Annotated in this window: 10 protein-coding genes; all 10 read right to left on the bottom strand. The window is 40.2% G+C overall.

Translation table 11 applies throughout. The features are described from left to right. Positions 1–51: 51 nt before the first annotated feature. The 10 genes from tilS to bamA all read right to left on the bottom strand — a co-directional run bounded on the left by tilS (position 52) and on the right by bamA (position 13,231). On the bottom strand, positions 52–1,407 hold the full coding sequence (tilS, locus tag AC2IP4_RS02955) for a tRNA lysidine(34) synthetase TilS (RefSeq protein ID WP_486310737.1): 1,356 nt from the start codon (positions 1,405–1,407) through the stop codon (positions 52–54). A gap of 67 nt (positions 1,408–1,474) precedes the next feature. Next, a complete protein-coding gene (gene accA / locus AC2IP4_RS02950) occupies positions 1,475–2,434 on the bottom strand; it encodes an acetyl-CoA carboxylase carboxyl transferase subunit alpha (RefSeq protein WP_486310542.1) in 960 nt (319 codons plus the stop codon). Between the two features lie 51 nt (positions 2,435–2,485). Further along, on the bottom strand, positions 2,486–5,965 hold the full coding sequence (gene dnaE / locus AC2IP4_RS02945) for a DNA polymerase III subunit alpha (protein WP_274417396.1): 3,480 nt from the start codon (positions 5,963–5,965) through the stop codon (positions 2,486–2,488). Then, the gene (rnhB, locus tag AC2IP4_RS02940; RefSeq protein WP_486310541.1) at positions 5,965–6,588 is read right to left on the bottom strand and encodes a ribonuclease HII; all 624 of its coding nucleotides are present in this window, start codon (positions 6,586–6,588) and stop codon (positions 5,965–5,967) included. Before rnhB ends, dnaE begins: the two co-directional genes overlap by 1 nt. A 4-nt stretch (positions 6,589–6,592) precedes the next feature. Continuing rightward, positions 6,593–7,744, bottom strand: a complete 1,152-nt coding sequence (gene lpxB / locus AC2IP4_RS02935) for a lipid-A-disaccharide synthase (RefSeq protein ID WP_375321082.1) — start codon at positions 7,742–7,744, stop codon at positions 6,593–6,595. A 73-nt stretch (positions 7,745–7,817) separates the two neighbouring features. Then, on the bottom strand, positions 7,818–8,606 hold the full coding sequence (lpxA, locus tag AC2IP4_RS02930) for an acyl-ACP--UDP-N-acetylglucosamine O-acyltransferase (RefSeq protein WP_105055299.1): 789 nt from the start codon (positions 8,604–8,606) through the stop codon (positions 7,818–7,820). A 2-nt stretch (positions 8,607–8,608) separates the two neighbouring features. Further along, on the bottom strand, positions 8,609–9,061 hold the full coding sequence (gene fabZ / locus AC2IP4_RS02925; RefSeq protein WP_060991653.1) for a 3-hydroxyacyl-ACP dehydratase FabZ: 453 nt from the start codon (positions 9,059–9,061) through the stop codon (positions 8,609–8,611). A 127-nt stretch (positions 9,062–9,188) separates the two neighbouring features. After that, positions 9,189–10,208 carry a UDP-3-O-(3-hydroxymyristoyl)glucosamine N-acyltransferase gene (gene lpxD, locus AC2IP4_RS02920; protein WP_375321083.1) on the bottom strand — a complete coding sequence of 340 codons (1,020 nt, stop codon included), beginning with the start codon at positions 10,206–10,208 and terminating at the stop codon, positions 9,189–9,191. 8 nt (positions 10,209–10,216) lie between these two features. Further along, entirely contained in the window at positions 10,217–10,732 is a 516-nt protein-coding gene (locus tag AC2IP4_RS02915; protein ID WP_375321084.1) for an OmpH family outer membrane protein, read from the bottom strand. Between the two features lie 69 nt (positions 10,733–10,801). Next, positions 10,802–13,231: an outer membrane protein assembly factor BamA gene (gene bamA, locus AC2IP4_RS02910; protein ID WP_375321085.1), complete on the bottom strand. Its 2,430-nt coding sequence runs from the start codon at positions 13,229–13,231 to the stop codon at positions 10,802–10,804. Positions 13,232–13,243: the final 12 nt, after the last annotated feature.

Raw genomic sequence — 13,243 nt, 5'->3', positions numbered from 1 at the left:
TCCATTGCTCCTTATTATTTTTGGTTATTTTGCCAAGTTAGTTATCAATGTCTATTCAAATTCAGTTTTATGCCAGTGTAGCTCACATTCTTCGCCTGAAAATTTTTGACAAACAAATAAGCCCGCAACAGCAGCCAGTTCATCATTATAAAAAACCATTGGCATTCGAGTTCTTTGCCAACTGGGTACTTCATACTCTTGATATAACTTTTTCATTTTTCGACTGTGCTGACGAGCTTCAGGATGAGGCGTTAAACCTACCACATTAAAACGTACTTCAACTTTCTCGTTTTCTGAAGGTGCTCTTAATAACAAAGCCTCTTGATTTGAAGAGGTAATGGTAGCGGCTTTATCCTCTGTCACTACTGGTAACAAGGTCAGTTTCCCAAGGGCGTCTGGTAGTAGTAACTTATCCTTTAGCTCACTTCTCCACTCAGACAGTTCTTCATAATGAGGCAAACAGTATAAATAACCTTGGGAGCGTCTAAGTTGAACAGAGCCAAGTGCTAATGTAGGGTTCGCATCTTCTTTTGCTTGCGCCACTTCATTCCATAGCACACCAAGTTGTGCTTGGCTTGGCAAAGGAATAGCAAACTGCTTTAACCATAATCTTAACAACATATTACGAGCTAATGGCGATTCATGGATCAATCGTAAAATAGAAATACCTTGATACGCATTTTGAAACTCTACCAGCTTTGGGGAAAGTAATTCATTTAGCAGACTTTCTTGCTCGGCACACAACTGAGCACTACGGGATACCGCAGAAGTAAAACTTGGCCAACGTTGGACTAAATTAGGCACAACATCATGACGTAAAAAATTACGGTCAAACCGCGTATCGTTATTACTTTCATCTTCAACCCATTCAAGTTGGTTATCTTGTGCGTACTGCTCAATCTCAGTTCGAGAAACAGAAAGTAATGGCCGACACTTATAACCTTGAGATAAAGGCGTAATTGATGGCATAGAGGATAATCCAGCCGGTCCACTGCCTCTTTTTAATGCCAAAAAAAAGGTTTCGGCTTGGTCATCTTGATGTTGACCCGTAAGTAATAAGCTATTGGCCTGCATATGCTTATCTAATGCTTTATAGCGTGCTTTTCTTGCTACCTCTTCCAAACTATCTTGAGCGCTCAAAACAAGCTCAACCCGCTCAATATTTAATGGGATTGATAAAGAATCACAATGCACTTGGCATACGGCTTCCCAATCAAATGCATGCTGACTTAAACCATGATTAACGTGGACGGCAATGCATTCTAATTGCTTATCTTTAGCATAAATAGATGCCAACCGAAGAAGTACCATTGAATCAATACCACCACTTAAGGCAACGACAAGATGTGGTGTAGCGACAGGATAAGAAGCTAATTGAGATGAGAATTGAGAATAAAGCATAAACAGTATATCCAGATAATAAAAAAGCGAGCACTCAGGCTCGCTTTCACTTTACTCTATCTGACAAAAATTATCAGCAGTAACCGTAACTCATTAAGCGTTGGTAACGACGATCAAGCAATGCCTCTTCATCAAAACCTTCAAGCTCATTCAATTGTTCAATCAAACGTGCCTTAATATTTGCAGCGGTCGTTTTATGATCTCGGTGCGCACCACCTAGCGGTTCATCGATAATCGTATCAATCAACTCTAACTCTTTTAAGCGAGGAGCGACAAGGCCCATCGCTTCAGCAGCTTGTGGTGCTTTATCTGAATCACGCCATAAGATTGAAGCACAACCTTCTGGAGAAATCACAGAGTAAGTTGAGTACTGAAGCATGTTTACGTAATCACCCACACCAATGGCTAGTGCACCACCTGACCCCCCTTCACCAACCACGTTACAAATAACTGGAACGCTTAGCTCAGACATGATTTTTAGGTTCATTGCAATCGCTTCAGATTGACCACGCTCTTCCGCGCCAACACCTGGGTAAGCACCAGCGGTATCGATGAAAGTAATGATAGGCATTTTAAAGCGCTCTGCCATTTGCATTAGGCGTTTTGCTTTACGGTAGCCTTCTGGTTTTGGCATACCGAAATTGCGTAATACTTTTTCTTTTGTGCCACGGCCTTTTTGATGACCAATAACCATCACTGGACGGCCATCTAAACGAGCAATACCACCGACAAGTGCTTTATCATCAGCAAAAGCACGATCGCCAGCTAATTCATCAAACTCGGTAAACATATGTTCGATGTAATCTAATACATATGGGCGCTCTGGGTGACGAGCAAGTTGAGCAACTTCCCACGCGCCTAGGTCACTAAATGTTTTCTTTTTAAGCTCTAAACATTTATCTTCTAATTGCTTAATTTCTTTTTCTAGATCAAGCGTATTATCTCCACCACGGCGAGAAATATCACGCAGCGCTTCAATTTTTGCTTCTAGTTCTGCAATTGGTTTTTCAAATTCAAGAAAATTTAGGCTCATTAAAGAATCCTTGTTAGTTCTAGGCTACTCAAATTAGTAGCCTTATTTATTCTAGTTAAATTCAAGCTCGACTTGCTGTTCGCCAAGCAACGATTTCAAATCATCCATCAGTTGGTCTGTTGGCGTCACTCGCCATTCTGTTCCTAAGACCAACTTAACACGAGCATCAGCTCGCTGATAATATACATTTACCGGAACAGTCCCTGCCCGGTTCGGCTCTAGTATTTGACTAAAGCGTTCAAAAAATTGGTTGTTAATTTGCGCATCGGTAACAGAAACAGATAGCCCACGAGCGTATTTTTCTCGTGCATCTCCCAATGACATCACTTCACGGGCTGACATTTTAAGCCCACCATTGAAATCATCAAAGCTGACCTGTCCCGAAACGAGCACTATTTTATCAGTTTCTAGTAAATCAGCGTATCGATCAAGCGCATCTGAGAACAACATCACTTCCATTCGGCCAGATCTGTCATCTAATGTCATCAAACCAATACGATTACCTCGTTTAGTGGTCATTACTCTAGCAGCAATCACTAAACCTGCAACTGTTACTGTTTGATCACGTCTCGTAACGTGAGCATCATTCAATCGCCAAGTAGTATATCGAGACAACTCTTTAATATAGGCATTCACTGGGTGCCCAGTTAAATAAAGACCTAATGTTTCACGCTCTCCCTCAAGCCATACTTTTTCAGGCCATCTTGGTACATGAATATACGCTTGCTCTACTTCTTCTGGCGCTTGAGTTAACACCCCGAACATATCCGATTGACCAAAAGCTTCGGCTTGATGATGCTGGCCTGCCGCTTTCATGGCATCCTCTAATGAAGCCATTAATGCAGCACGGTGCGGTCCAAGTCGATCTAATGCGCCTGAGCGGATCAATTTTTCTACAACACGCTTATTAGTTTTCTTTGTATCAATGCGAGCACAAAAATCGAATAAATCACGGAAATGCCCGCCTTTATTTCGTGCTTCGATGATATTTTCAATTGGGCCCTCACCAACGCCTTTGATTGCACCAATACCATAAACGATGGCACCATCTTCATCGACATTGAAACGATATAAACCCGCATTCACATCTGGTGGCAATACTTTCAACTTCATACGGAAACATTCATCAACCAAGCCGATGACTTTTTCCGTATTATCCATATCAGCCGTCATTACTGCAGCCATAAATTCCGCTGGATAATGCGTTTTTAACCATAAGGTTTGATAAGAAACGAGTGCATAAGCCGCAGAGTGAGATTTGTTAAAGCCATAACCTGCAAACTTCTCTACCAAGTCGAAGATTTTCATCGACAACTCGCCATCAACGCCATTTGCAATTGCACCTTCTTTAAAGGTACCACGTTGTTTTGCCATCTCTTCTGGCTTTTTCTTACCCATTGCACGACGAAGCATATCCGCGCCACCTAGCGTATAGCCCGCTAAGATCTGTGCAATCTGCATTACTTGCTCTTGATACAAGATAATGCCGTAAGTTGGCTCTAACGTTTCTTTTAACGACTCGTGCTGCCACGTTGCATCCGGATATGAAACCTCTTCTCGACCATGCTTACGGTCAATAAAGTTATCTACCATGCCTGATTGCAATGGCCCCGGACGGAATAGTGCCACCAATGCGATAATATCTTCAAAACAGTCTGGTTGTAGACGTTTGATAAGATCTTTCATACCACGGGATTCTAGTTGGAATACCGCGGTCGTTTCCGAGTTTTGTAATACATTAAATGACGCCTGATCATCCAAAGGAATCGATTCGATTCGAATTGGATCTTTTCCTTCTTTTGCTAGCTTTGGGTTAACTAGGCCTAGTGCCCAGTCGATAATGGTCAGAGTCCTTAAACCCAAGAAGTCAAACTTAACTAATCCAGCGGTTTCAACGTCATTTTTATCAAATTGCGTTACAGGGAAATTACCATCTGCATCACAATATAATGGTGCAAAATCTGTAATCGTCGTTGGTGAAATAACAACGCCACCCGCATGCTTACCTGCATTTCGTGTACACCCTTCAAGGATACGACACATATCGATCAGTGCTTTAACTTCCTCATCCGCCTCATAGAGTTCGGGCAATTGTGGCTCAGCATCAAACGCTTTGGCTAGCGTCATTCCTGGATCTGGCGGTACTAACTTAGAAATACGGTCAACAAAACCATAAGGATGTCCAAGTACTCGACCTACATCTCGAATTACCGCTTTAGCAGCCATAGTACCAAAAGTGATGATCTGAGATACCGCATCACGGCCATACATTTCCGCTACGTGATCAATAACTTGATCACGTTTATCCATACAGAAATCGATATCAAAATCGGGCATGGATACACGTTCAGGGTTTAAGAAACGTTCGAATAGTAAGTCGTATTCAAGAGGATCAAGATCGGTAATGTCTAAAGCATAAGCAACCAAAGAACCCGCACCTGAGCCACGACCGGGACCAACTGGAATATCGTTATCTTTTGACCACTGGATAAATTCCATTACGATCAAGAAGTAACCCGGGAATCCCATTTGGTTAATAACATCAAGCTCTATCTGTAGACGTTCATCATATTCAGGTCGACGCTCTAAACGCACTTTCTCATCAGGAAACAAAAAGGCCAAACGTCTTTCTAAACCTTCTTGAGATTTCTTAACGAGGAAATCTTCAATCTTCATCCCTTCTGTTGGGAAGTTAGGCAGAAAGTATTCACCCAGACGTACCGTTACGTTACAGCGCTTTGCTATTTCAACGCTGTTTTCTAGTGCTTCTGGTATGTCAGAAAAGAGTTCACACATCTCTTCTTCTGAGCGCAGGTATTGTTGTTCACTGTAGAGTTTTGGGCGGCGAGGATCTTCTAAAGTAAAACCATCATGAATTGCCACGCGTATTTCATGCGCATCAAAGTCATCGGCTTTAATAAAACGAACATCATTGGTGGCAACAACTGGTAGGCCTTCATTTTCGGCTAACTCAACAGCGAAGTGCAAGTAACTCTCTTCGTCAGGTCGGCCTGTTCGCGTTAGCTCTAAATAGTAATGTTCTGAAAAGTGTTCTTGATAAAACGCGACACAGTCACGAGCGAGATCTTTATTGCCCTTTAATAAGGCTTTTCCAATATCACCGCTTTTACCACCAGAGAGAAGTATTAAGCCTTCTTTATGCTCGATTAACCACTCTTTATCTATTACCGGTGTATGCTGAACATGTCCGCGTAAATACGCTTTTGAGATCAATAATGTTAGGTTTTTATACCCTTCATTATTTTTAGCTAAGATGGTTAAATTAAACAGTTCCTTACCAAGCTCTGGTGACTGAACTTTAAAATCGGCCCCAATAATAGGTTTAACACCAGCACCATGTGCAGCAAAATAATACTTAACTAAGCCACATAAATTGGTGAAATCTGTCAATGCCATTGCAGGCATTCCTAACTCAGCGACTTTTTTCACTAATGGCGGCACTTTTGAAAGCCCATCCACTAGCGAGAAATCACTGTGTACTCTGAGGTGTACGAATTTAGGTTCAGACATTATTCAATCCCTAACACACGCTTAACGGGTTTAAAGCTGCGGCGATGTTCAGCAATCACACCATGCTCTTCAATCGCAGCAAAGTGTGCTTTGGTTGGATAACCTTTGTGCTTGGCAAATCCATATTGAGGGAATTCTTTATCTAACTCCTCCATCTCTCTGTCACGGGTTACTTTTGCAATAATGGATGCAGCACTGATCTCTTGAACTCGTAAATCGCCTTTAACAACCGCTAAACCGGCCATTGGTAAATCGGGGACTTTATTGCCGTCAATTAAGGCAAAATCAGGCGTTATCTTCAACCCAGCAATAGCCCTTTGCATCGCAACCATTGTCGCTTGCAGAATATTCAACTCATCAATTTCATGGGCCTCACAACGGCCTAGTGACCATGCTAAGGCTTTTTCTTGAATTTCGGGAAACAGTTGTTCTCGTTTTTTATCTGTCAGTTTCTTTGAATCTGTTAACCCTTCTATCGGATTATTCGGGTCTAAAATTACAGCCGCAGTAACAACAGCACCAACTAATGGCCCACGCCCGACTTCATCAACACCGGAAAATAACTGGTATCCTTCAGGGTATTCAAATGGTGGTAATTCTTTTGAGTCTGTTTTTTTTGTCATAGCGTTATTCTGCGGTTTCTTTATTAATTAGACGTAAGACGGCATTAGCTGCTTGCTTGTCCGCATCTTTTTTGATCCACTGATGCATTTCAGTAAATTTTTCAATTAATTCACTGTTATCTTGGCTCAATACTTTTTCCATTGCCGGATAAAGAAAATCAGGGTGACACTCTTCTTGAATAAACTCTTGCACTAATTCTTTTCCTGCCAATACATTAGGCAAAGAAACAAATTCAGTAATTGAAAGCTTTTGAGCAATCCATCCTGTTAGTTTATTAACTTGATAACCAACAACCATTGGTCTTTTAATTAGCATACATTCAAGTGCTACGGTACCTGACGCTAATAATACAGCATCAGCTGCTGTCATTACATTTCGAGCTGTATCTTGAATAATAGTAAAATCTAATTCTGGAGCTGTATCTTTCCAAATTGCTTCAAATTGTTCTCTGCGTTTTTCGTTCACAGCGGCAACGATGAAACCCATTCCTGGGTGTTGTTTATGAAGGCGTTGGCAGGTTTCAATAAATGGCTTTGCAATCAATGCAACTTCACCACCACGGCTACCCGGTAAAACAGCCAACCATTGACGATCTTGCTGTAAGCCTAATAATTCACGAGCTGAAAATTGATCGCTTTGCATTGGAATTGCATCAGCCAATGTATGACCAATAAACTCGCAAGCCACATTGTATTTATCATAAAATGCTTTTTCAAACGGCAAAAAGGCTAAAACAAGATCCGTTGCTGCATCAATTTTAAAAATACGCTTTGGACGCCATGCCCATACTGATGGACTAACGTAATGAACTGTTTTAATTCCGTTCTCTTTTAGCGTTTTTTCAAGACGAAGGTTAAAATCAGGCGCATCAATACCAATAAAGACATCGGGTGGGTTTTGAGTAAAGTAGCGCACCAATTCTGCTTTTACTTTCAATAAACGCGGTAAACGGCCAAGTACTTCAACCAATCCCATTACGGCCAACTCTTCCATATCAAATAAAGAATTGCAGCCTTGAGCTATCATTTTTGGTCCGCCGATCCCAACAAACTCAGCATCTGGATATTGTGCTTTAACAGACTTAATAAAGCCTTCACCTAGCGTATCACCAGATAACTCACCAGCGACGATACCAATTCGTAATGGTTTGGTCATTTTTGCTCCAAAATAAAAAAGGCCTACATCAATAGGCCTTTATAATATGCTTATATACTTCTAAACGCCGTAATTAACGAATAATACCGCGCGTAGATTTTTCAAACAAATCTAAGAAGCCTTGAAGTACTGGAAATGCTTCAATTTCTTTATTAATCTCAGCTTTTGCTTCTTCTAATGTATTACCATTACGATAAAGCGCTTTATAAGCTCGACGAATTGCATGAATTTCAGGTTTTTCAAAACCGCGACGCTTTAATCCTTCGATATTAATACCGAAAGGCTTACAGTGATTACCTTGTGCCATAACAAATGGAGGTACATCTTGAACAACAACCGATGCGCCACCAATAAAGCTATGAGCACCAACGGTACAAAACTGATGAACAGGCGATAATGCAGAAACAATCGCATAATCTTCAATGTTCACATGACCAGCTAGTGTTGCATTGTTCCCCATGATTATATTGTCACCAACAACACAATCATGTGCGATATGAACATTTACGCACAATAAGTTATCACTACCAACCGTTGTTACGCCACGATCTTGAGTCGTACCACGGTGGATTTGAACACTTTCACGGATAACATTACGATCGCCAATAACAACGGTTGTAGCTTCACCACTGTATTTTTTATCTTGGCTTTCTTCACCAATAATGGCAAATGCAAAAATACGGTTATCTTTACCTATCGTAGTGTCGCCTTTAATGACAACATGCGACATAACCTCAGTACCTTCACCAATCGTGATATTACCTGAAATGTAAGTAAACGGACCAACAGAAGCATTCGCTTCGATCGTCACATTACCTTCAATAACTGCTGACGGGTGAATTTGAGCAGATTCATGAATCATAATTAAAACTCTCGTCTTGCACACTTAAGCTCAGCTGAACACACTACAGCACCATCAACTTTGGCTACACCGTTAAATAGTGCAATACCGCGACGATCTTTAATGAATTCAACTTCAATAATTAATTGATCGCCAGGAACCACTGGCTTACGGAACTTAGCTTTATCAATACTAGCAAAATAGTAAAGCTCATTCTCAGCAGGAGCACCAAATGATTTAAATGCTAATAAACCAGTAGCTTGAGCCATTGCTTCAAGAATCAATACTCCTGGGAAAATTGGCATTTGAGGGAAATGGCCAGTAAATTGAGGTTCATTTACAGACACATTCTTGATCGCGTGTAAGTATTTTTCTTCTTCGAAATCTGTTACTCGGTCAACCAATAAAAATGGGTAACGGTGAGGTAATAACTCTTGGATTTCTGTAATGTTGAGCGTTTTATTTTCACGAGTCAAAATAATATTCCTGTAAAACAATATCGTATCTGAGTAATAGTGTAGCTCAAATAGAGTAATAAGAGATAGACAAAGGTCTGCAAAATGCAGACCAATACTTATTAATTAGAATGTTACTAAGTGAGAATTAGTCGACTAACTTTTTCTCTACTGCCTTTAATCGTTTATTCATTTCATCAATTTTGTGAACACGAGTTGCAGTTTTTCGCCATTCTTTATTGGTTTGCAGTGGAATACCTGATGAGTACATGCCTTTTTCGCTAATGCCTCTCATCACCATACCCATACCAGTAATAGTTACACCATCGGTAATTTCAATGTGACCATTTATCACTGAACCACCACCGATAATACAATGCTTACCAATACTTGTGCTGCCAGCAACAATTGTACCACCAGCCATCGCAGAACCAGATCCGATTTGTACGTTATGAGCGATTTGAATTTGGTTATCAATAATAACATTACTTTCAATAACAGTATTATCAATTGCACCACGGTCAATGGCGGTATTGGCACCAATCTCAACATTATCGCCAATGATAACCGATCCTAGTTGGGGTATTTTAACCCAAGTTCCACGGTCATTTGCATAACCAAAACCATCAGAACCAATAACAGTACCAGATTGAATCAAGCAAGATTCACCAATTTCTACTCGATGATAAATAGAAACATTTGCCCACAACTTAGTATTCTTACCAATTTTTACTTCTTGGCCAACAAAACAGCCTGCACCAATAATCGCACCATCAGCAATAACGGCTTTTGATTCAATGACTGCATTATGTCCGATAGCAACACCTTCTCCAATTACTGCATCATCAGCAATATATGCAGATGGTGCAATGTCTTTTGCTGGAGCTGGTGTTGTATCTAAAGCTTGAGCAGCTAAAGCAAAGCCTAAATATGGGTCTCGCATTATTAATGCATTAGATTGACAGAACTCAATGTCTGCCTCTTTCACAATCACCGCTGATGCTTGGCAACTAGCCAATTGCTTACGATATTTGGCGTTTGAGAGGAACGTTATATCCCCTTCTCCAGCTTTACTCATCGAAGCGATAGAATGTACAACAACATCACCGTTACCATGAACGGTTGCACCCAGTTTTTTTGCCAATTCAGCAAGCGTAATACGAGTCATGTTCGACCTTATTTAATTTTTTTAATAACTTTTTCAGATAGATTGTCTTCTGGTTTTGCCCAAAGTAGTGTTTGTGCATCAACAACCATATCGTAGCCTTCTTTGTTCGCTACTTTTTCTACTGTTTGTTGAACTTGCATGATCAGTTTCTGACGTTCTTCACCTTGACGACGACGGTTATCTTCATCTAATGCTTGTGCTTTCAGTTTATAATCTGACTGAAGAGATGCAATTTCACGCTCAAGCTTAGTTTTACCTGACGTACCTAAAAGCTCACCATCACGTTTGATAGTTTCTACTTTATCTTTAATTTTTGACTCTAAACCACGTAATTCATCAATACGATCTTTAAACTCAGCACGAAGTTTTTCTGAAATAGCTTCACGTTGTGGCATTTGCTGAACGATTTGAGCCATATTTACATAACCAATTTTGGTTGCTGCTTCTGCTGCATTAGCAAAAAAAGAACCACTTAATAATACTGTGCCTAAAGCGGCTACTTTTACCAACTTTTTCAAAATCATATCCTTAATTATTATCGACCTAAATTTAATCGCTTTACATTAACACTTTTCTATTAGAGCTATCAATGCTTAGAAAGTTCGTCCAATGGTGAAACTAAAGAATTCTTCATCATCACCCTCATAAATCTTCACTGGTTTCGCAATTGAGAATACTAACGGCCCCATAGGAGACATCCATTGTAAAGCTGCACCATATGAAGAACGGAAATTCGATGGATCAGAATAATCATAGTAATACTGACTGCCATCCATTCCTGGTTTAGGATCTTTATAGTCAAACTCTGTATCCCAAACACTCGCCATATCAAAGAAGACACTGGTACGAATTTGACCTTGTGTCTCTTCACTTGCAAATGGAGTTGGTACAATTAGCTCAATACTTGCTAAAGCTGTTGCATTACCACCAACTGAATCATCCGTTGCTGCGTAAGAGGTATTATTACCTATACCCCCATTTGAACCTTGAGCATAAACGGCTTTTGGGCCCGCGGAGTTTGAACCAAAACCACGTAATGTTGTGAAACCACCTGCATAGAAGTTTTCATAGAATGGGTACAAGTTATCATTACCGTCAGTTTGACCGTAACCATTACCGTATCCAGCCTTACCACGCATTAATAAAGCAAACTCATGCTTTTTAGTTAATGGGAAATATTGGCGCACTTCATATTGAGCTTTGAAAAACTGTGAATCCGAATTCGGCGTCGTTATCTTATAAGACGCACGCTGGTAGTTACCTGCGGTTGGGAAATAACCTTTATTTAAGTTATTACGAGTCCAAGATAACGTCACATCAAAATCACTTACGATCAGCGTTTGAGCACCTTCATCATAAGCATCACCTACTGAATTTAAGTATTGTTCAATTTGAACATAACCTTCTAGATTAGAAATTTTGTTATGCGTATAACCCACACCAATTTCGAAGTAGTTTAGCTCATCAAACGGGAAACCCCATGTAAGATTACCACCATAACTTTGGTTGGTGTAATCGACAATACCCGCATCAGATGCTTCAAATTCATTATAGAAAATCTTACCACCTAAGCTGACACCATCAAGGTTCCAGTAAGGGTCTCGATAATCTAAACTGATGTTCTTTTGATAATCGTTCATCATTGCATTGATACCAACACGGTTACCAGAACCGATGAAGTTATCCTGCTGAAGACCAACTTGGAAGCTCACACCCGATTCAGTACCGTACCCGACACCAAAGTTAACACTACCTGAGTTTGCTTCTTTTACAGAGTAAACCAGATCAACTTGATCATCAGATCCTGGAACTCGAACCGTTTGTACATCGACCGTTTCGAAGAAACCTAAACGATTTAAACGATTTTTCCCCGTTTCAATCGACTTAGAGTTTAACCAAGAACTTTCCATCTGACGCATTTCACGACGTAACACTTCATCTTTAGTGGAAGTATTACCGACAAATTTAATATCACGAACATAGATACGGTTACCCGCCTCTACATTAATAACTAGCGATACTGTTTGGTTCTCATCATCAAACTCTGGCATGGTACGAACTTGAGGATAAGCGTAACCGGCTTCACCCAAAATACGTTTAATATTCTCTTCTAAACGAGTAACTTCAGAGCCGTTATAAACTTCGCCATCTTCAAAAGGAACAAGCTTTTTAAATTCGTCTTCTTTACCGATCAACTCACCTTGGAATTTAACGCCACTTACAGTGTAAGGCGCCCCTTCTTCAACGGTTAACGCGATATATACGCCTTTTTTATCTGGAGAAATAGAAACTTGAGTTGAATCTACCTGAAATTTCAAATAACCGCGATCAAGATAATATGAACGTAATGCTTCAATATCACCAGCAAGTACTTGTTTCTGATATTTTTCATCCGCTAAAAAATTCCACCACGCGACATCTACATTAAGATTGAAACGACTGAGGAGTTGCTCATCAGTAAATACTTCATTACCAATAAAGTTAATTTGTTGAATTTTAGCCGAAACGCCTTCAGTAAATACAAATTTTAAATCCGCACGATTTCTAGGTAGTGGCGTTACAACAGCATGAACCGTTGCATTGTACTTACCAACACTGTAATAGAAGTCTTCTAAGCCCTTTTCAATATTACTTAATGTTGTTCGATCTAATGCTTCGCCTACACGAATAGAAGAAGCTTCTAAGTTTTGCTGCATCTGCTCTTCTTTAATGGCTTTATTACCAGAAAAAGAGATATTTGCAATCGTTGGGCGTTCTGTCACTTTAATTAGCAACGCATTTCCATCACGAAATACTTTTACGTCTTCAAAGTTACCAGACGCAAATAATGCTTTAATCACCTGAGATACATCTTGCTGGCTCATATTATCACCAACTCGAACAGGGGTCTTAAGTAATGCTGCACCTAATGCGACACGCTGTAATCCCTCAAAGCGTATATCATCAATAACAAATGTTTCTGCGCTCTGCGCTGCAACACTGCCAAAAAGCAGTGAGGCTATCAACAATTTTTTCATCGCCATAATACGTTTTAT

The organism is Aliivibrio thorii, assembly GCF_057368585.1.
This window is presented reverse-complemented; position numbering and strand designations above follow the sequence as displayed.